Annotated in this window: 22 protein-coding genes; 6 read left to right on the top strand and 16 right to left on the bottom strand. The window is 70.7% G+C overall.

Annotated features, from left to right (window positions below; all coding sequences use genetic code 11):
• Positions 1-101 precede the first annotated feature (101 nt).
• The 4 genes from hpt to dacB all read right to left on the bottom strand — a co-directional run bounded on the left by hpt (position 102) and on the right by dacB (position 4820).
• A complete protein-coding gene (hpt, locus tag ACWD5D_RS22235) occupies positions 102-662 on the bottom strand; it encodes a hypoxanthine phosphoribosyltransferase (protein WP_393878974.1) in 561 nt (186 codons plus the stop codon).
• A gap of 77 nt (positions 663-739) precedes the next feature.
• Complete coding sequence (gene tilS / locus ACWD5D_RS22230) at positions 740-1807, bottom strand: tRNA lysidine(34) synthetase TilS (RefSeq protein ID WP_451374455.1); 1068 nt, start codon at positions 1805-1807, stop codon at positions 740-742.
• A 193-nt stretch (positions 1808-2000) separates the two neighbouring features.
• Positions 2001-3152, bottom strand: a complete 1152-nt coding sequence (locus ACWD5D_RS22225) for a zinc-dependent metalloprotease (protein ID WP_451374454.1) — start codon at positions 3150-3152, stop codon at positions 2001-2003.
• A gap of 90 nt (positions 3153-3242) precedes the next feature.
• Entirely contained in the window at positions 3243-4820 is a 1578-nt protein-coding gene (gene dacB, locus ACWD5D_RS22220; protein WP_451374453.1) for a D-alanyl-D-alanine carboxypeptidase/D-alanyl-D-alanine endopeptidase, read from the bottom strand.
• 127 nt (positions 4821-4947) lie between these two features.
• On the opposite strand from dacB, the gene ACWD5D_RS22215 reads away from it, so the two are divergent.
• Positions 4948-5439, top strand: coding sequence for an inorganic diphosphatase (locus tag ACWD5D_RS22215; protein WP_184975399.1), 492 nt, complete (start codon positions 4948-4950; stop codon positions 5437-5439).
• Positions 5440-5633: 194 nt separating this feature from the next.
• Positions 5634-7289 carry a threonine/serine ThrE exporter family protein gene (locus tag ACWD5D_RS22210; RefSeq protein ID WP_451374452.1) on the top strand — a complete coding sequence of 552 codons (1656 nt, stop codon included), beginning with the start codon at positions 5634-5636 and terminating at the stop codon, positions 7287-7289.
• Positions 7290-7294: 5 nt separating this feature from the next.
• Here the strand turns inward: ACWD5D_RS22210 and ACWD5D_RS22205 are convergent, their stop codons facing one another.
• Complete coding sequence (locus ACWD5D_RS22205) at positions 7295-8311, bottom strand: DedA family protein (RefSeq protein ID WP_451374451.1); 1017 nt, start codon at positions 8309-8311, stop codon at positions 7295-7297.
• A gap of 141 nt (positions 8312-8452) precedes the next feature.
• Between ACWD5D_RS22205 and ACWD5D_RS22200 the strand changes: the two genes are divergently transcribed.
• Positions 8453-8818: a YbjQ family protein gene (locus ACWD5D_RS22200; RefSeq protein WP_451374450.1), complete on the top strand. Its 366-nt coding sequence runs from the start codon at positions 8453-8455 to the stop codon at positions 8816-8818.
• Between the two features lie 73 nt (positions 8819-8891).
• On the opposite strand, the gene ACWD5D_RS22195 is transcribed toward ACWD5D_RS22200, so the two are convergent.
• On the bottom strand, positions 8892-9662 hold the full coding sequence (locus ACWD5D_RS22195) for a MerR family transcriptional regulator (RefSeq protein WP_451374449.1): 771 nt from the start codon (positions 9660-9662) through the stop codon (positions 8892-8894).
• A gap of 132 nt (positions 9663-9794) precedes the next feature.
• On the opposite strand from ACWD5D_RS22195, the gene ACWD5D_RS22190 reads away from it, so the two are divergent.
• Together ACWD5D_RS22190 and ACWD5D_RS22185 are read left to right on the top strand one after the other, a co-directional pair.
• Entirely contained in the window at positions 9795-11081 is a 1287-nt protein-coding gene (locus ACWD5D_RS22190; RefSeq protein ID WP_451374448.1) for an ion channel protein, read from the top strand.
• Between the two features lie 21 nt (positions 11082-11102).
• A complete protein-coding gene (locus ACWD5D_RS22185) occupies positions 11103-12509 on the top strand; it encodes a glutamate decarboxylase (RefSeq protein WP_451374447.1) in 1407 nt (468 codons plus the stop codon).
• 111 nt (positions 12510-12620) lie between these two features.
• Here ACWD5D_RS22185 and ACWD5D_RS22180 read toward each other — a convergent pair whose 3' ends face one another.
• From ACWD5D_RS22180 to ACWD5D_RS22165, 4 genes are all read right to left on the bottom strand, one after another.
• Positions 12621-13262 carry a PadR family transcriptional regulator gene (locus ACWD5D_RS22180; protein WP_451374446.1) on the bottom strand — a complete coding sequence of 214 codons (642 nt, stop codon included), beginning with the start codon at positions 13260-13262 and terminating at the stop codon, positions 12621-12623.
• A gap of 24 nt (positions 13263-13286) precedes the next feature.
• Positions 13287-13826, bottom strand: coding sequence for a DinB family protein (locus tag ACWD5D_RS22175; protein ID WP_451374445.1), 540 nt, complete (start codon positions 13824-13826; stop codon positions 13287-13289).
• Positions 13827-13960: 134 nt separating this feature from the next.
• Positions 13961-15421: an aldehyde dehydrogenase family protein gene (locus ACWD5D_RS22170; protein ID WP_451374444.1), complete on the bottom strand. Its 1461-nt coding sequence runs from the start codon at positions 15419-15421 to the stop codon at positions 13961-13963.
• A gap of 69 nt (positions 15422-15490) precedes the next feature.
• Positions 15491-16315, bottom strand: coding sequence for a helix-turn-helix domain-containing protein (locus ACWD5D_RS22165; protein ID WP_451374514.1), 825 nt, complete (start codon positions 16313-16315; stop codon positions 15491-15493).
• A gap of 334 nt (positions 16316-16649) precedes the next feature.
• Here ACWD5D_RS22165 and ACWD5D_RS22160 point away from each other — a divergent pair, with 334 nt between their 5' ends.
• Complete coding sequence (locus ACWD5D_RS22160) at positions 16650-17195, top strand: ATP-binding protein (RefSeq protein ID WP_451374443.1); 546 nt, start codon at positions 16650-16652, stop codon at positions 17193-17195.
• Positions 17196-17301: 106 nt separating this feature from the next.
• Here ACWD5D_RS22160 and ACWD5D_RS22155 read toward each other — a convergent pair whose 3' ends face one another.
• From ACWD5D_RS22155 to rpmG, 6 genes are all read right to left on the bottom strand, one after another.
• Positions 17302-17571 carry a DUF397 domain-containing protein gene (locus ACWD5D_RS22155; protein WP_451374442.1) on the bottom strand — a complete coding sequence of 90 codons (270 nt, stop codon included), beginning with the start codon at positions 17569-17571 and terminating at the stop codon, positions 17302-17304.
• A 145-nt stretch (positions 17572-17716) separates the two neighbouring features.
• Positions 17717-18193 carry an SRPBCC family protein gene (locus tag ACWD5D_RS22150; protein WP_451374441.1) on the bottom strand — a complete coding sequence of 159 codons (477 nt, stop codon included), beginning with the start codon at positions 18191-18193 and terminating at the stop codon, positions 17717-17719.
• Positions 18190-18537 (bottom strand): ArsR/SmtB family transcription factor, encoded by a 348-nt coding sequence (locus ACWD5D_RS22145; RefSeq protein ID WP_451374440.1) that lies wholly within the window; start codon positions 18535-18537, stop codon positions 18190-18192. The genes ACWD5D_RS22150 and ACWD5D_RS22145 overlap by 4 nt, the downstream gene beginning before the upstream one ends.
• Positions 18538-18544: 7 nt before the next feature.
• On the bottom strand, positions 18545-18919 hold the full coding sequence (locus ACWD5D_RS22140; RefSeq protein ID WP_451374439.1) for a VOC family protein: 375 nt from the start codon (positions 18917-18919) through the stop codon (positions 18545-18547).
• Positions 18920-19044: 125 nt separating this feature from the next.
• Entirely contained in the window at positions 19045-19299 is a 255-nt protein-coding gene (locus tag ACWD5D_RS22135; protein ID WP_451374438.1) for a type B 50S ribosomal protein L31, read from the bottom strand.
• An 8-nt stretch (positions 19300-19307) separates the two neighbouring features.
• A complete protein-coding gene (gene rpmG / locus ACWD5D_RS22130; RefSeq protein ID WP_451374437.1) occupies positions 19308-19472 on the bottom strand; it encodes a 50S ribosomal protein L33 in 165 nt (54 codons plus the stop codon).
• Positions 19473-19475: the final 3 nt, after the last annotated feature.

Genomic DNA, 19475 nt, shown 5'->3' with positions numbered 1-19475 from the left:
GAAGCCGCACGGAGCGGCATCGACGGCCGGCAATCCCGTCTCTGCCACCTCCAACGCCGTGAAACCCGCTGGGGTTCCCGATCGTCTTACAGAGGCTGTGTTCAGCCGCCGTAGACGTGCGGCGCGAGCGTACCCACGAACGGCAGGTTGCGGTACTTCTCGGCGTAGTCGAGGCCGTAGCCCACGACGAACTCGTTGGGGATGTCGAAGCCGACCCACTCGACGTCGATGGCGACCTTGGCGGCGTCCGGCTTGCGCAGCAGCGTGCACACCTTCAGCGAGGCGGGCTCGCGGGAGCCGAGGTTGTTGATCAGCCACGACAGGGTCAGGCCCGAGTCGATGATGTCCTCGACGATCAGGACGTGCTTGCCCTTGATGTCGGTGTCCAGGTCCTTGAGGATCCGCACGACGCCGGAGGACTGGGTGCCCGCGCCGTATGAGGACACGGCCATCCAGTCCATGACGACGGGGGTGGACAGCGCCCGGGCCAGGTCCGCCATCACCATGACGGCGCCCTTCAGGACGCCGACGATGAGCAGGTCCTTGCCCGCGTACTCCGCGTCGATCTTCGATGCCAGCTCGACCAGCTTGGCGTCGATCTCTTCCTTGGTGATGAGCACCTGCTGGAGGTCGGCACCCATGTCTTTCGCGTCCACCCGCATCACTTTCGGTCGTCCCGCACTTACGGCCGGCGGCCGGCCCCGGGCCACCGTCGGAGGGTTGCTCCGGGGGTCGGGTTTCAGCCTTGCCGAATCACCAGTCTGCCACCCTGGCGCTGAGCAACGACTTTGCCCGGGAGATTGATGGCCCCCTGACCGCGCCAGCCGGTGATCAGCCGGTCGACTTCCTCGATGTGGCGGGCGAAGAGGGAACCGGCCGGGGCGCCCGCCTCGATGGCGGCGCGGCGCAGGATGCGGCGGCGGACGGCGGGCGGCAGGGCGTAGAGCTTCGCGCACTCCAGCAGACCCGTGGCGTCGCGCACGGAGGCCTCCGCCTGGCTGGCCCAGGTGTCGAGGGCGTCGGCGTCGTCGCGGGAGAGCTGGGCGGTGCGGGCCAGTGCCTCCACGACGCCCTTGCCGAGGGCCTTCTCCAGGGCGGGCAGGCCTTCGTGCCGCAGCCGGGAGCGGGTGTAGGCGGGGTCGGTGTTGTGCGGGTCGTCCCAGACGGGCAGGGACTGGGCCATGCAGGCCTTGCGGGCGGTCTGCCGGTCCAGCTGCAGGAACGGGCGCCGGTAACGGCCGTCGGCCCCCGAGACCGCGGCCATGCCGGACAGGGAGCGGATGCCGGAGCCCCGGGCGAGGCCGAGCAGAACGGTTTCGGCCTGGTCGTCCCGGGTGTGCCCGAGCAGGATCGCGACGGCGCCGTGGCGCGCCGCGGCGGCGTCGAGGGCGGCGTAGCGGGCGTCGCGGGCGGCCGCCTCGGGCCCGCCCTCGCGGCCGACGCTCACGGCGATGGACTCGGCGGGGTCGAGGCCGAGTTCGCGCATCCGGAGGACGACCTCGTCGGCGCGGAGTCCGGAGCCGGGCTGGAGGCCGTGGTCGACGGTGATGCCGCCGGCGCGGATGCCGAGCTTGGGGGCCTCGAAGGCGAGGGCGGAGGCGAGCGCCATGGAGTCGGCGCCGCCGGAGCACGCGACGAGCACGAGCGGGGACGGCGGGCGCTCGGTCCGGCTGTGTTCGCGGGCGCGGCCGGCGGGCGCCGCGGCGGCGGCCACTGCTCCGACGCTGCGGCTGTGTTCGGTCATGATGTCGTGAAGGACGCGGCGGACCGCCAGGCGTATCGCCGCGACCGCAGGATGGGGACCCATGTCCGGTTCCCTTCATGAAGTTTTCGGGGGGTGAGCCCGAGATTCGGTCACTCAGAGTGTGAAGATGGTGACAGAAGCGGGCCGTTCCCCGAGCATTGCACGCCTACCCACGGCTCACGGTCCCTCGGACGGGTGATTGGAGGGGCGTTCGCCTGCCGTCGGCCGGATCCGGTTCACGACTTTCCCGCGGCGTTCACGACCCGGTCCTGCGGTGCACCCGTGCGACCCAGTCCGCCGGTTTGGCGATCTCCGCCTTGGTGGGCAGGGTGTTGGGGGAGGTCCACACGCGGTTGAAGCCGTCCATGCCGACCTGGTCGACGACGGCACGTACGAAGCGCTCGCCGTCCCGGTACTGCTTCAGTTTGGCATCCAGACCCAGCAGCTTGCGCAGGGCGAGGTCGAGCCGGGAAGCGCCCTTGGCCCGGCGCTGCTGGAACTTCTCGCGAATCTCGGAGACGGTCGGTACGACTTCTGGACCCACTCCGTCCATGACGTAGTCGGCGTGGCCCTCCAGCAGGGACATGACCGCGGTGAGGCGGCCGAGGATCTCGCGCTGGGCCGGGGTCTGCACGAGTTCGACGAAGGAGTGCCCGCCGTCGTCCTCCTCGCCCTCGGGACGGCCCCCGGCGAGGGACTGGGCGGCTTCCCTGATGCGCTCCAGGAAGGTCATGGGGTCGACGTCGGTCTCCGCCAAGAACGACTGGATTTCGCCCTCGAGGTGGTCGCGCAGCCAGGGGACGGCGGTGAACTGGGTGCGGTGCGTCTCCTCGTGCAGGCACACCCACATCCGGAAGTCGTGCGGCTGGACGTCGAGTTCGCGCTCCACGTGGACGATGTTGGGCGCGACGAGCAGCAGGCGGCCGCCGCCGCCTGACGGCGCGTCGGGCGCCCCGCCGGCCGGCAGGTCGCGGGTGGCGGGGGCGAAGGTCTCGTACTGGCCGAGGACGCGGGAGGACAGGAACGACAGCAGCATGCCGAGTTCGACGCCGGTCACCTTGCCGCCGACGGCGCCGAGGACGGTGCTGCCCGGGCTGCCGGCACGGCGTTCCTGCATCTTCTCCAGGAGGGGCCTCAGGATCTCGCGGAAGCCGGCGACGTTCGCGCGGACCCAGCCGGGGCGGTCGACGACCAGGACGGGGGTGTCGTGGGTCGACTCGGTGCCCATACGGGTGAAGCCCCGGACGTGCTCCTCCGAGGCCTTCGCGTGCCGGCGCAGCTCCGTGACGACGGCCCTGGCCTCGTCACGGCTGACTTCGGGGCCCGGTCGTACGAGCCGTGTCGCGGTCGCCACCGCGAGGTTCCAGTCGACCATCCCGGGAGATGCGGTGCCACCGAAGCTCGTCATGCGTCAACGGTACGTGAGCAGGGCCCCGGGAGGCAGGCGGTGAGGTCGGCGGCCGCCGCGGGCGAAGCGGCCGCCCCACCGGTCAGGGCCCTACGACGGGCCCTGGCGGCAGCCGCACCCCGCGAGAGCCGTCGCCGTCTTGTCCAGGGCCGCCTGCGCCCCCAGGGGGTCCGTCGTGCCGGAGGCCAGAAAGGCGAAGGCCAGGAGGTGGCCGTCGGTGTCCACGACGGTGCCGGCCAGGGTGTTGACGCCGGTCAGGGTGCCGGTCTTGGCCCGGACGACTCCCGCGGCGCCGTCGGTGTAGCGGGTGATGAGGGTGCCGGTGAAGCCGGCCACGGGGAGGCCGGTGAGGACGGGGCGCAGTCCGGGCCGGGCGGGGTCGGCGGCCTTGACCAGGAGGGCCGTGAGGAGGTTCGCGGTGAGCCGGTCGTCGCGGTCGAGGCCGCTGCCGTCGTGGAAGGCGGCGCCGGACATCGGCAGCCCGAGCCGTGTCAGCTGGGCGGCGATGGCCTTGGCGCCGCCGTCGAAGCTCGCCGCCCGGCCGGACGCGAGGGCGGTCTGGCGGGCCAAGGCCTCGGCGATGTCGTTGTCGCTGTTGGTGAGCATGCGCTCGACCAGGGCGGACAGCGGGGGCGAGGAGACCGTGGCGAGGGTCTCGGCGCGGCCGGTGGCCTTGGAGGGGCCGGGGGCCGTGGTCTTGACGCCGGCCGCCTCGAGGAAGCCCGCGAACTTGCCGGCCGCGTCCGCCGCCGGGTCGCCGACGCGCGTCGCCGGCCCGCTGACGGACTTGTCGGTGCGGCCCTCGTCGACGCTGAGGGCGCTCACGGGGGCGAGGTTCTCGTTGACGCCGACGGGGTGCAGGGCGGGGCCGGCGTAGAGCGTGCTGTCGTAGGAGAGGGTGATCTTGGCGATGCCGCGCTCCTTGAGGGCGGCGGCGGTGTCGGCGGCCAGGGCGCGCAGGTTCGCCCAGCCTCCCCCGGTCTCGGGGTGTGCGGTGAGCGTGGGGTCGCCGCCGCCGACCAGGATCAGCTCGCCGGTGTCGGATTCGAGGGCGGCGCGGGTGGTGAGGCGGTGGTCGGCGCCGAGGGCGGACAGCGCGGCGACCGCGGTGGCGATCTTGGTGGTGGAGGCGGGGGTGAGGGCCTGGCCGGCTCCGGTGCCGTAGAGCTGCTTGCCGGTGCTCATGTCGACGACGGCCGCCGTGTGGGTGCCGCCGAGCGCGGGGGCGCCGAGGAGGGGCTCCAGGACGTCCGCGAGGGCCTTTCCGTCGGGCGGGGTCTTCCGGGCGCTCACCGCGTCCGCGGCGCCGCCCAGACCGGCCAGGACGGACGGGGCGCTCGGGGCGGGGCGGGGCGCCCCGTCCCGCGTGCCCGAGCCGCCGGAGCCGTCGTGATCTGCGCCACCCGGCCGCTCCAGTGCGGCCGCCCGCTCCCGCTCGGCCGTACGCTGACCGGTGGCGTCCCACGGGCCGGCGACGGTCACCACGACGGCGGCCAGTGCCAGACCGGCGGTGGCGGCGCCCGCGGTGTACTGCCAGGTCCGGGCTGCCGGGGTCCTGGGAGCCCGCGCGAGCTGCGGTTTCACGGCCCGCGTGAGCCGTGCGACCCTCGGTCTCGCGGCCGTCGCGGCGCGCGCCAGACGCGGTCGTACGGCGTTCGCGACCCGCATCACCTGCGGTCTCGCGGCCCGCCAAGGCCTCAGCTCTGGCACGACCACCAGCCCCTTTCGCGATCACACACCTGCGTGAGGGACACTTAACCACCAGAACTATGTGTTGATCATGGAGGAGCCACCGGTGGAGTTCGACGTCACGATCGAGATCCCGAAGGGTTCGCGGAACAAGTACGAGGTGGACCACGAGACCGGTCGGATCCGCCTGGACCGTCGCCTCTTCACCTCGACCGCCTACCCGACCGACTACGGCTTCGTCGAGAACACTCTCGGCGAGGACGGCGACCCGTTGGACGCGCTGGTCATCCTGGACGAGCCGACCTTCCCGGGCTGCCTCATCAAGTGCCGTGCGATCGGCATGTTCCGGATGACGGACGAGGCGGGCGGCGACGACAAGCTGCTGTGCGTCCCGGCCACCGACCCGCGTGTCGAGCACCTGCGCGACATCCACCACGTGTCCGAGTTCGACCGCCTGGAGATCCAGCACTTCTTCGAGGTGTACAAGGACCTGGAGCCCGGCAAGTCGGTCGAGGGCGCCAACTGGGTGGGTCGCCAGGACGCCGAGGTGGAGATCGAGCGGTCGTACAAGCGCTTCAAGGAGCAGGGCGGCCACTGAGCACGCCTGTCGCGCCTGACCGGCGCCGCTCTCGCGGACCTGGTCGCGCGCCTCGAGCGGGTGCGCGAGCGATGATCGCTGCGCGTGCGCCGAAATGTGATCGGCCGTGCGGTCTCGTGGAGACTGTGCGGCCGTTCGGCTGTCTGTGCGCATACTGAGGCTTACGGAAGGTCGCGTTCAGGGAGCGGTACGAAGTGGCGGAGGCGGCGGACAAGAAGCCCCGATCGGACGAGGCGCGGTACGACCCGGAGATCACCTCCGAGTTCGCGGTCCCCGAGGGCATCGCGGTCCCCGAGAGCGGCGGCGAGCCGGAGACCACGTCCGAGTTCGCCGTCCCGGTCGGTCTGGAGGCACCGCAGGCGTCGACCGCCGAGCCGGAGGGCTCGGCGTTCAGCGTGCCGAGCGCCTACAGCGTCCATGACACCCTGCCCGGGTTCACACCGGCGCTGGGCGTGCCCGCGGTCAGCCTGGTCAAGGACGCGCCCTGGCAGGACCGGATGCGCACGATGCTGCGCATGCCGGTGTCCGAGCGGCCGACGGTGGAGCCCGCACAGCGCGCGGAGGAGGGCGTCCCGGCGGTCCCGCGCGTCCTCGACCTGACGCTGCGTATCGGGGAGCTGCTGCTGGCCGGCGGTGAGGGCGCGGAGGACGTGGAGGCCGCGATGTTCGCGGTGTGCCGGTCCTACGGCCTGGACCGCTGCGAGCCGACCGCCACCTTCACACTGCTGTCGATCTCCTACCAGCCGTCGCTGGTGGACGACCCGGTGACGGCCTCGCGCACGGTGCGCCGGCGCGGCACCGACTACACCCGTCTGTCGGCCGTGTTCCGTCTGGTGGACGACCTGACGGACCCCGAGACGCACGTGTCCCTGGAGGAGGCCTACCGGCGACTCGCGGAGATGCGCCGAAACCGGCACCCCTACCCCGGCTGGGCGCTGACCCTGGCGAGCGGTCTGCTGGCCGGTGCGGCCTCGGTGCTGGTCGGCGGTGACCTGGTGGTGTTCGTCGCGGCGGCGTTGGGCGCGATGCTCGGCGACCGGCTGGCGTGGCTGTGCGCGGGTCGCGGACTGCCGGAGTTCTACCAGTTCACGGTCGCCGCGATGCCGCCCGCGGCGATCGGTGTGGCGTTCGCGCTGGCCCATGTCGACGTGAAGGCGTCCGCCGTGATCACCGGTGGACTGTTCGCACTGCTGCCCGGCCGGGCGCTGGTGGCGGGCGTGCAGGACGGGCTGACGGGGTTCTACATCACCGCGGCCGCGCGCCTGCTGGAGGTCATGTACTTCTTCGTCGGCATCGTCATCGGCGTGCTGGTCGTCCTGTACTTCGGCGTGCAGCTCGGCGGCACGCTGAATCCGGACGCGGCGATGATCATCAACGAGCGGCCGCTGGTGCAGATCGCGGCCTCCATGGTGCTGTCGCTGACCTTCGCGGTGCTGCTGCAGCAGGAACGGTCCACCGTGCTGTGGGTGACGCTCAACGGCGGCGTCGCCTGGTCGGTGTACGGCGCGATGCACTACGCGGCCGACTTCTCGCCGGTGGCGTCCACGGCGGTGGCCGCGGGGCTGGTGGGGCTGTTCGGGCAGCTGCTGTCGCGGTACCGGTTCGCGTCGGCGCTGCCGTACACGACCGCTGCGATCGGGCCGCTGCTGCCCGGTTCGGCGACGTACTTCGGGCTGTTGTCCATCGCCCAGAACGAGGTGGACAAGGGACTGGTGTCGTTGGCCAAGGCCGCGTCGCTGGCCATGGCCATCGCCATCGGGGTGAACCTGGGGTCGGAGATCTCCCGGCTGTTCCTGCGGGTCGGCTCCGCGGGCAAGCGCCGGGCCGCCAAGCGGACCAGGGGCTTCTGAGCGGCCTAGTAGCCCTGGGGGTACCCGTTGCGGTCGTGCTGCTGGGGGCCACGCTGCTGCGGGTACTGCTGCTGGTCGTAGTACTGGCCGTCGTAGCCCTGGTGGCCCGGGTGGCCCTGGCCGTCGTAGCCCTGGTGGCCCGCGTGGCCCTGGCCGTCGTAGCCCTGGTGGCCCTGGTGGCCCTGGTTGTCGTAGCCCTGATGGCCCTGGTTCCAGTACTGCTGCTGTTCCTGCTGCTGGTACGACGGCTGCTGCCCGTGCTGCTGCGGCTGGTGCTGGTACTGCTGCTGGTAGGGGTCCTCCGGCTCGATGCGGCGCAGTTGGGTCGTCGCGTCGTCCATGACCGGCTGCTGCTGGTACGCGGGCTGCGGGGCGGGCCGGGGCGTCTCCTGGGGAGCCTGCTTGTTCTTGCCGCGCGCGCGGAGGAACTCGATGGCGATCGGGACCACCGAGACGAGGACGATCAGGATGAGGATCGCCTCGATGTTCTTGGTGACGAACTCGATGTTGCCGAGCCAGGAGCCGAGCAGGGTGACGCCCGCGCCCCACAGGACGCCGCCGATGACGTTGAAGATCAGGAACGAGCGGTACTTCATGCCGCTGACGCCCGCGATGATCGGCGTGAACGTGCGGACGACCGGCACGAAGCGGGCCAGGATCAGGGACTTCGGGCCGTACTTCTCGAAGAACTCGTGCGCCTTGGTGACGTTCTCCTGCTTGAAGAGGCGGGAGTCCGGGCGGTTGAAGAGCGACGGGCCGACCTTCTTGCCGAACATGTAGCCCGCCTGGTCGCCGAGGACCGCGGCGAGGCAGATCAGGCCGATCGCGCCCCAGAGCGGGAAGTCGAGATCGCCGGACGTGATCAGCAGACCGCACGTGAACAGCAGCGAGTCACCCGGCAGGAAGAACCCGATGAGCAGGCCGGACTCGGCGAAGACGATGAGCAGCAGACCCCAGATGCTGTACGTGTCGAGCAGGTAATTGGGATCCAGCCAGCTCGGGCCGAGGGCGAGAGTCATCACGGGTCCGGGCTCCTGAGGGGATGAGGGCGGCTTTCGCGCGCTTGTGCGGCCGCACAAAGCTATCAACGCGATGTGACCGCCCCAGGTTCCACCGGTGGCTCCAGGATGCACTGTGCGACAACTGGGGCAAGGCTGTGACCCATGGGACTCGAGGACTACGGCGGCGGCCAGGGGCCCCGGCCCGACGTGCTGGTCGTGACGACGAACGACGTGCCCGGACACCGGGTGCAGGAGGTGATCGGTGAGGTGTTCGGTCTCACCGTGCGGTCCCGGCATCTCGGCAGCCAGATCGGCGCCGGGCTGAAGCCGATGATCGGCGGCGAGCTGAAGGGGCTCACCAAGACCCTCGTACAGACCCGCAACCAGGCCATGGAACGGCTGGTGGAGCAGGCACGCGCGCGTGGGGCCAACGGGGTGCTGGCGTTCCGGTTCGACGTGACGGAGGCCGCGGACACGGGCACCGAGGTGTGTGCGTACGGCACCGCGGTCGTGCTGGCCCGGGAGTAGGTCACCGGCAGGTCACCGGCGGTCCTCTCCCGGACCGATCTCCTCCCGGACCGGCCTCCTGCCCGGCCGGGGATCAGGCGGTGTGCCGGTCGGCGTTCGCGGTGATCGCCTCGCTCAGGTGGTCGGCGAGACCGGGCCGCATGGAGTCGTAGAACGCCTTGAACCGCTCGTCGGCGACGTACATCGCGCCCAGGCAGCGGTGCATGACGTGATGGCACTCGTAGTACCAGGTGTTGATGTGCTGGCGGTGCTCCTCGGCCAGGTCCATGGCCGCCTCGCCGGTCGGCTCCCCGCCCGCGGCCATGACGGCGACGTAGCGCTCGGTCCAGTCGTCGACCTCGGCCTGGAGGCGCTTCCAGTCCTCCTTGGTGTAGCGGGCGGCCCGGCGCTGCGACTCGGTGTAGGCCTCGGTGCCGCCCCAGCGCTGCTCGGCCTCCTCGGCGTACTGCTCGGGATCCTTGTCCCCGAAGACCTCGAACCGCTCCTCGGGGGTGAGATTGATGCCCATCGTGCGTGCCTCCATGGCGTGTTCCACGGCCGCGGCCATCTTCTGCAGCTTCTCGATCCGGGCGGTCAGCAGTTCGTGCTGCCGGCGCAGATGCACGCGTGCGTCCGCCTTGCCGGTGGCCTGGTCGTCGAGCAGGGCCGCGACGTCGTCGAGCGGGAAGCCGAGCTCCCGGTAGAACAGGATCTGCTGGAGCCGGTCGAGGTCGGCGTCGGCGTAGCGCCGGTGGCCGGCGCGGGTGCGCTCGCTGGGCACGAGCAGCCCGATCTCGTCGTAGTGGTGCAGGGTGCGCACCGTGACCCCGGCGAACCCCGCGACCTGTCCCACGGAGTAACTCACTTTCCGCTCCTTCGTCGTCCGTACGGCCTCCACGCTGCAGCCTCACGTCACGTGAGGTGCAAGCGGCATTTCCCGCCGGACGGGCATTTCCTTCCGGATGTTGAGCCCCTTTCGTCCGCTTATGGTGAGCCCGTGGCCCAGGACATGGCGCAGCAACCGCCCCCGACCGCTCCGCCGGCCCCGGCGCGGGCGCTGCTCCCGCTGATCCTGCCCGCCGTCGTCGTGGGGGTGGCGGCCGCCCTGGTCTTCATCGGGGTGAGTACGGCCGCGGAACGGCTCCAGCACGTGCTGTGGGGCCCCCTGCCCGACGCGCTGGGCATCGGCCGGTACTCCGTGCTGTGGATGTTCGTGATGCTGATCGCGACCGGCCTGGCCGTCGGCCTGGTGGTCTGGAAGGTACCCGGGCACGCCGGGCCCGACCCGGCCACGCTCGGGCTCGACGCGCCGGTCCTGCCGCCGGTCGTGCTGCCGGGCCTGGTGCTGGCGGCCGGTCTGATGCTGGCCGGCGGTCCGAGCCTGGGCCCGGAGAACCCGATCATCGCCGTGAACATCGGCCTCGCGGCGTGGCTGGGAGGGCGCGTGGTTCCCCGGGCGGAGGGCCGCCTGTGGCCCGCGCTGGCCGAGGCGGGCACGATCGGGGCGCTGTTCGGGACGCCGGTGGCGGCGGCGCTGGTCGTCTCCGAGGCGCTGGCCGGGCGGCCGATGCGGGGACGGCTGTGGGACAACCTGTTCGCGTCGCTGACGGCCGGCACATGCGGCGCCCTCACGACCACCCTGGTGTTCCATCCGACGTTCGACCTGGGCCTGCCGCCCTTCGGCCACCCCCGCTGGGGCGACGTGACGGCGGCCATGGTGACCGCCTCGGCGGCCGCGCTGCTCGGTATGTGCGCCGTGTACGCCTTCCCGTACGTCCACGCGGCCTTCCGGCGGCTGCGGCACCCGATGCTGATGCTTCCGGCGGGCGGGGTCGTCCTCGGGGCGCTGGCGGCCGTCGGCGGCCAACTGACCCTTTTCAAGGGGCTGGACGAGGTCGCGGAGCTGGCCCGTGCCCCCGAGGGACGGTCGGCGGGCGGGTTCGCGGCGCTGGCGGTGGTGAAGCTCGCGGCGCTGCTCGTCGCGGCCGCCTGCGGCTTCCGGGGCGGGCGCATCTTCCCGGCCGTGTTCGTCGGTACCGCGCTGGGCCTGTGCGCCCACGCACTGGTACCCGCGGTCCACCCCTCGGTGGGCGTGGCGACAGGAGTGCTGGGCATGCTCCTGGCGATCACCCGGCAGGGCTGGGTGAGTCTGTTCACCGCCGCCGTCCTGGTCGCCTCGCCGGCCGTCCTGGCCCTGCTGTGCATCGCCTCGTTGCCGGCCTGGCTGGTGGTGACCGGGCGACCGCAGATGCTCCTGCGCCCGGACGGCGTCCCGATCCGCTGACATCCCCATGGAGGCACGTTCATGGCCCTGCACAAAGGCCCCGCGAAGCACGACCACCGGCTGATGTCCGTCAACCCGTTCTTCGGTGAGGCGAACCCGGTCAGCGGCATGACCGAGGCCCCGCCCACCCACCGGCTCCCGGACGCGCCGCTGCCGCCGTCGACGGCGTACCAGCTGGTGCACGACGAGCTGATGCTGGACGGCAACGCGCGGCTGAACCTCGCCACCTTCGTCACCACCTGGATGGAGCCGCAGGCCGGGGTGCTGATGGCGGAGTGCAGCGACAAGAACATGATCGACAAGGACGAGTACCCGCGCACCGCCGAACTGGAGCGGCGCTGTGTGGCGATGCTCGCGGCCCTGTGGAACGCGCCGGACCCCGCCAGCACCGTGGGGTGTTCGACGACCGGTTCCAGCGAGGCGTGCATGCTCGCCGGCATGGCGCTGAAGCGGCGCTGGTCCAAGCGCAACGCGGACCGCTACCCGGGGGCCCGCCCGAACCTGGTCATGGGTATCAACGTCCAGGTCTGCTGGGAGAAGTTCTGCAACTTCTGGGAGGTGGAGGCCCGGCTGGTCCCGATGGAGGGCGACCGCTACCACCTCGATCCGCAGGCCGCCGCCGAACTGTGCGACGAGAACACCATCGGGGTCGTCGGCATCCTCGGCTCCACCTTCGACGGCTCCTACGAGCCGATCGCCGAACTGTGCGCGGCCCTGGACGCCCTCCAGGAGCGCACCGGCCTCGACATTCCCGTGCACGTGGACGGCGCCTCAGGCGCGATGATCGCGCCCTTCCTCGACGAGGACCTGGTGTGGGACTTCCGCCTGCCGCGCGTGGCCTCGATCAACACCTCGGGGCACAAGTACGGACTGGTCTACCCGGGCGTGGGCTGGGCTCTGTGGCGGGACACCGAGGCGCTGCCCGAGGAACTGGTCTTCCGGGTCAACTACCTCGGCGGCGACATGCCGACCTTCGCGCTCAACTTCTCCCGGCCGGGCGCCCAAGTGGTCGCCCAGTACTACACGTTCCTGCGGCTGGGCCGCGAGGGCTACCGCGCGGTGCAGCAGTCGACCCGGGACGTGGCGATGTCGCTCGCCCGGCGGGTCGAGGAGCTCGACGACTTCAAGCTGCTCACGCGGGGCGACCAACTGCCGGTGTTCGCCTTCACCACCGCCGACCACGTGACGTCGTACGACGTCTTCGACGTCTCCCGGCGCATGCGCGAGCACGGCTGGCTCGTGCCGGCCTACACCTTCCCGGCCGACCGGGAGGACCTGTCCGTCCTGCGGGTGGTCTGCCGCAACGGCTTCACCCACGATCTGGGCGCCCTGTTCGTCGAGGACCTCACCCGGCTGCTGCCCGAACTGCGCCGCCAGCCGCACCCCCTGACCCGGGACAAGGAGGCGGCCACCGGCTTCCACCACTAGGAGCGTCGGAGAGAAGGCGGGAGAAAAGCGTCGGGGAGCAAGCCGAGTCGAGGAGCGAGCCGAAGGCGGAGCGGAGCGCATCCGAAGCGCGAGGCGACGGACCGGGAGTGATCAGCGGTCGTCCCCCGGATGCCGCTCCCCCGTCGCGTACGGGTTCTCCTCGCCCTCGCCCAGCACACCCACGAACGGCTCGCCCTCGCCCGCGAAGGTGTACGCCCCGCCCTCGATCCGCCCGATCAGCCCTTGGGTCCACTCGGCCTCGGCGTCGGCCGTGTGGACCCAGAGATTCATGATCTCGCCGATGTGGCCGAGCTGCTCCGGACCGTCCTCGGGCACGTAGTGCTCGGTGACGGTGGAGCGCCACTCCTCGGTCCGCCGGATCCGCTCCGTCAGGAGCGCCACCGCCTCGGCGCGCGGCAGGTCGACCATGAAGCCGATGGCGGCCGACTTCACGTCCGTCCTCTGGTCGTAGGAGACGAGGGCCTCGCGCAGCAGCCGGAAGTACTCCTCGGTTCCCCGGTCCGTGACCTCGTACTCGGTGCGCGGCGGGCCCCCGGCCGTGGACGGCGCGATCTCGTGCGCGTGGAGCAGTCCCTGCTTCGCCATCTGCTTCAGGGCGTGGTAGACCGAACCCGGTTTGGCGTTGGACCACTCGTGCGCGCCCCAGTACTCCAGGTCGCCCCGGACCTGGTAGCCGTGGGCCCGTCCGTGCTGGCGGACCGCGCCCAGCACGAGGAGGCGGATCGCTGACATGCGGTCCAGGTTATTGCCGTACGGCTACTCGGCCTGCTCCAGGGCCACCAGCTCGAAGGCGGTCCGGCCGTCCAGCGACTCCCGGATGATGTCGGCGTGACCCGCGTGCCGGGCCGTCTCGCGGATCAGATGCAGGCACACCCAGCGCAGCGAGACGCGGCCCTCCGGCGGGAACCAGGGGTCGGGCGGCAACGGGAAGGAGTCGTCCAGGCTCGGCGCGGACCGGATGAACTTCTCCGTCTCGGCGGCGACCTGCTCCCAGTAGGCCAGCTGCCCCGCCACCGTCTCGTCGTCCGTCAGCTGGAAGCACTCGTGCCAGTTCGACTGGTCGCGGTGCACGGCCGGCGGCTCCTGCCTGGCCCGCGCGATCCAGGTCTGCTCGACCTCGGCGGCATGCTTGAGCAGTCCGCCGAGCGACAGCTCACTGGCGCTCGGACGGGAGCGGGCCTGCTCCTCCGTCAGCCCGAGCAGTGCCCGGCGGATGCCTCCGCGCTGCTCCTCGATGAACGCCAGCAGCGCGCCGCGCTCGTCGCCCTGCGCCTCCGCCGGTACGTGCTTGACCATGGCCGACCGCCTTTCCTGGGTGCCGCCGGGGCGCTCCGCCCCCTGACGCCACCGAAGTTACGGGCGATTGAGGTCAGATCCTGGCCTCAATGGCCCGCCGGTTTCGGAAAAGTCCGCTCACACGCGCGCGTGCGTCAGAACGGGAAGCCGCTGCGCCCGTGCTGGACCGAGATCCACTTGACGGTGGTGAAGGCCTCCAGCGTGGTCTCGCCGTTCAGACGGCCGAGGCCGGAGTGCTTCTCACCGCCGAAGGGGACGATCGGCTCGTCGTGCACGGTCCCGTCGTTCACGTGGAACATGCCGGTCTCGATCTGCTTGGCGAAGTCCACACCGCGCTCGACGTCACCGGTGTGGACGGCGCCGCTGAGGCCGTACGGGGTGTCGTTGACGATCCGGACCGCCTCCTCCTCGCCGTCGAACGGGACGAGGAAGACGACCGGGCCGAAGACCTCCTGCTCGAGCAGGGGGGAGCCGGCGGGGACGTCGGTGAGCACGCTGGGCTCGACCAGGTTGCCGTCGGTGGCGCCGTGCACCAGGGCCGTGGCGCCCTCGGCGAGCGCCTGCTCGACCGTGCCCGAGATCGCGTTCGCCTGCCGGGAGTCGAGCACCGGGCCGATGACGGTCTCCGGGTCGCGCGGGTCGCCGACCTTGAGGGACCTGACCTTGGCGACGAACTTCTCGGTGAACTCGTCGGCGACCGAGCGGTCCACGAGGACCCGGTTGGCGGCCATGCAGACCTGGCCCTGGTGGACGAACCGGCTGAAGACCGCCGCGTCGACCGCGTAGTCGATGTCGGCGTCGTCCAGGACGACCAGCGCGCTGTTGCCGCCCAGTTCGAGCACCGAGCGCTTGAAGTTCCTGGCGCACACGGTGGCCACGTGCCGGCCGACCTTGTCGGAACCGGTGAAGGAGATGACCTTGGGAACCGGGTGCTCGATGAAGGCGTCACCGATCTCGGCTATGTCGGTGACGACGACGTTGAGCAGGCCGCCGGGCAGGCCGGCCTCCTCGAAGATCTTCGCGACCAGGGTGCCGCCGGCGATCGGGGTGTTCTGGTGCGGTTTGAGGACCACGGCGTTGCCGAGGGCGAGTGCCGGGGCCACCGACTTGATCGACAGCAGGAACGGGAAGTTGAACGGGCTGATCACGCCCACGACGCCCACCGGGAGGCGGTAGACGCGGTTCTCCTTGCCGTCGATCGGGGAGGGCACGATCCTGCCCTCGGGGCGCAGCGCCAGGTGGACCGCCTCGCGCAGGAACTCCTTGGCGAGGTGCAGCTCGAAGCCCGCCTTCACGCGCGTGCCGCCCAGCTCCGCGATGATCAGGTCGGCTATCTCCTGCTCGCGGTCCTCGATCAGCCTGAGGGCCTTCTCGAAGACCGTGCGCCGGGCGTAGGGGTTGGTCGCGGCCCACTGCCTCTGGGCGCGGGCGGCCGCCTGGTAGGCCTGGTCGACCTCGTCGACCGTGGCCACCGTGATCGAGGCCAGCTTCTCGTCGTCGTACGGGTTGAAGTCGATGACGTCCCAGGAACCGGTGCCCGGCCGCCACTCACCGTCGATGTACTGCTGGGCCAGGTCGTTGAAGTAGGACGACATGTGATCCCTCAATCGCTAGCGGACACCAGATCCACGCCAGTACTGATCACGCGTCATCGTACTTGTGTTTCAAGAGAGTTGAAGGAGACCCCGGAGAAGATCGCGGCTCTCGTCGGGACCCGGGCTGTCCTGCTGGAGCTCCTTGAGAGCCTGCTCGTAATGGGCGACGTCCTCGCGCTTGTCCAGATAGAGCGCGCTGGTCAGTTGCTCCAGGTAGACGACGTCGGACAGGTCGGACTCGGGGAAGCTGAGGAGGGTGAAGGCGCCGCTCTCGCCGGAGTGCCCGCCGAAGCCGAACGGCATGATCTGCAGCCGCACGTTGGGCCGCTCGGAGACGTCGATCAGGTGCTGGAGCTGGCCCCGCATCACCTCGCGGTCGCCGTACGGCCGGCGCAGGGCGGCCTCGTCGAGGACGATGTGGAACTCCGGCGCGTCGGAGGCGAGCAGGTGCTTCTGCCGCTCCATGCGCAGCGCCACCCGCCGCTCCACGTCGTCCGCGCTCGCGCCCTTCATGCCGCGCCGGACCACCGCGCGCGCGTACTCCGCCGTCTGGACCAGACCGTGCACGAACTGCACCTCGTAGGCGCGGATCAGGGATGCGGCACCCTCCAGGCCCACATAGGTGGGGAACCAGCTGGGCAGCACGTCCGTGTAACTGTGCCACCAGCCCGCCACGTTGGCCTCGCGCGCGAGGGAGAGCAGCGACTCGCGTTCGACCTCGTCGGTGATGCCGTACAGCGTCAGCAGGTCTTCCACGTCACGGGTCTTGAAGCTCACCCGGCCCAGTTCCATCCGGCTGATCTTCGACTCGGAGGCGCGGATGGAGTACCCCGCCGCCTCACGCGTGATCCCGCGCGCCTCGCGCAGTCGCCTGAGTTGCGAGCCGAGCAGCATGCGCCGCACCACCGATCCGGGCTCTCCCGCGCTCACGTTCGCCAGCCTCCCCAACCGTCTTCAGGGCCCGAAGTCTGCCACTAAAACACTTCGAGCAGTACTCGTACGGTTACGGAAACGGAAAGTCGACGGCCGTTCCTACCTGTGAAAGGTCACGACCACTGGCGGTCGACACCGTGAAGATGACGGAAAAAATGGCCAACAAGCGGTACGGGCGGGTCCAATTCGGTCGCGTGCACGTGCATCTGCCCTTGCATCTGCTCTACGCATCCGAAACCATGGTCCCGCGCCACCGCTGCATCGCAACGACCGCGAATTCCCGGGAGTGCCTCGCATGGGGACGAATGGATCGACCATGCTCAAGCCGTTACGGCAGGGCCTTCCACCGCTGGATCCCTCGGCCGTATCCGATGCCGCCTCCCGCGCCCTGCCCGCCCGCTACGAGGCGGTGCGCGAGGCCCGGCACTTCACCCGGGACACCCTGGACCGCTGGGACGTCGGCGATCACTTCGACGACATATGCCTGGTGGTCTCCGAACTCGTCACCAACGCCCTGCGACACGGCCTGCCCGACGCCCGCCACCCTTCCGACGAGGCTCCGCGGGCCGCGGCTTTCGACCCCGCCGACCCCGCGTGCGCCGGGCAGCCCCCGTGCGTACGGCTGCACCTGATGCGCTGGACCGGCCGGCTGGTGTGCGCGGTGCGCGACCCCAGCCACGAGACGCCGGTACCGCGCGACTCCGACGACTTCTCCGCCGAGTCGGGGCGCGGCCTGTTCCTGGTCGACTCCTTCGCCGACAGCTGGGGCTGGCATCCGCTCGCGGGCACCCTCAGCGGCAAGGTGGTCTGGGCGCTGTTCCGGATCGGGCCGGCCGACTGAGGACGTACGGCGCACGCGTGTGCCGTGTTTCTACGCGCGTCCACACACCCGTCACGAAGACACCGTCGCCGGGCCCCACCGGACCCAGGACACCCGAGCGCGGGTGTCAGCTCGCCGCCAGGTGGTCGAACTCGCCGTCCTTGACACCGAGGAGCATGGCCTCGATCTCCGCGCGCGTGTACACGAGCGCGGGTCCGTCCGGGAAGCGCGAGTTGCGTACGGCCACTTCGCCCCCGGGCAGCCGCGCGAACTCCACGCAGGATCCCTGCGAGTTGCTGTGCCGGCTCTTCTGCCAGGCCACTCCGTCCAGCTGCGTGGCAGCCATGCCGTTGTACACGTCGTACCCCCCGTACACGCTGTCAACGTCGCGGTCCACAGGTCGCTCCCCGGTGGTGCACTGGCTGATGTGGCCATGGATGCTCTGGTCAACTGACCCGGATCATAACCTTGTTCATGTGCAGATGCATGAGCAGATGCACGTGCACGGGCGGTGTTCCTGCGGTTACAGCATGGACGGCCGTCTACCCGAGCCGTTCCAGCGTCTGCCCCAGAGCCGGGAGCACATGCCCCCGCCATCCCCCGTTCATGATCTTCCGCGCCATCATCTGCGCCGGATCGTCCGGATCGAATCCTTCGTGCACGAGGAAGAGACGCGTTCCACGCCCTTCCTGTTCCAGGGTCCACGTGATGGTCCAGTCCGCCGGATTGGCCGGATCGGCGTCGGCCCACCGGAGCGACAGCGTCCGCCCGGCGTCAAACGCGAGGACCCGCACCTCGACGACGCCGGAGAAGCGGGAGTTGGGGCGCGGGACCGAGGTCATCCGGTACGTGTGCCCGACCTCGAGCCGGAAGTCCTCGGACCCGGGCATCTGCCAGCGGGCGAGCAGTTCGGGCTCGGTCAGGGCGCGCCAGACCTTGGCGGGCGGGTGCGGGAAGAACTGGTCGACGCGGACGACGGTCAGGTCGTCGTCCGCCGCCGGCTCCGGTGGTGTGCTCATGGCCGCTCATCGTCGGGCATGGCGTCCAGCAGGGCGCCGAGCCCCTTCAGCCGGTCGCGCCAGAACCGCTCGTACGGATGGAGCCAGTCCTGCACCTCGGCGAGCGGGGCCGCCTCCAGCTGGTAGATCCGCTGCCGGCCGGAGCGCCGCTCGGAGACGAGGCCGGCCTCCCGGAGCACCTTGAGGTGTTCCGAGAGACTCGGGCGGCGCATGTCGAAGTGGTCGGCGAGTGCCTGTACGGGCTGCGGCCCGCGCTCGCGCAGCAGCCGCAGCACCTCGCGCCGGGTGGCGTTGGCGAGCGCGGCGAAGACGCGGTCCTCGGCGGCGGTACCCGTACCGTTCATGGAGCGGTCAGAAGCCTTCCTTCTCCGTCAGCAGCATCAGACCGTTGCCGTCGGGGTCCGTGAAGGAGGCCATCCGCCCCCAGGGGAGTTCGTCCGGTCCCTGCACGGCGATCCCGGCCGCGGTGAGCCGGGCGCGGTCCGCGTCGACGTCGGTCGTGACCAACATGATCCCCCGCGCGGAACCGGGCTCGAAACCACCCATGCCCGGCCCTGAGAGCGTGAAGACGGTCTGGGCCCCCACGGGGGCCACCTGGAGCCAGCGGCCCTGGGGCATGTCCCGGTCGACGGTGACCTCCATGCCCAGGACGTCCCGGTAGAAGCGCAGGGCGCGGTCCTGGTCGGAGACGGGAAGCGTGACGAATGAGGCGTGCGTGATGGCCATGCCCAAAAGAATAGGTAGGCGATCTCCTACGAGTCAACCGTAGGAGATCGCCTACCTGTATGTGCTCACCTGTTGCGTTCTCAGTGGCCCGCATCGCCGGGTGCGGCGACGGCCACGAGCGGGCTCTACGCCGCGAGCCGCTTTCCGTACCGGCGCTCGAAGCGCTCCACGCGCCCGGCCGTGTCCAGGACGCGGGCTGTGCCGGTGTAGAAGGGGTGGCTGGCGTCGGAGATCTCGACGTCCACGACCGGGTAGGTGGCGCCGTCCTCCCACTCGACCGCCTTCTCGCTGGTCATGGTCGAGCGGGTGAGGAAGGCGTGACCCGCGGCGCGGTCACGGAAGACGACGGGCCCGTAGGCGGGGTGGGTTTCCTTGCGCATGGCGTACCTCAGCGCTCCTCTCGGAAGTCGACGTGCCGACCGGCGACCGGGTCGTACTTGCGCAGAGCCATGCGGTCGGGGTTGCTACGGCGGTTCTTTCGGGTCACGTAGGTGAAGCCGGTCCCCGCCGTGGACCGGAGCTTGATGACCGGGCGGAGTTCGTTGCTTGCCATGCC

The sequence above is a fragment of the Streptomyces sp. NPDC002520 genome (genome assembly GCF_053595235.1).
The sequence above is the reverse complement of the archived record's forward strand: the minus strand, read 5'-3'. Positions and strand labels throughout refer to the sequence as shown.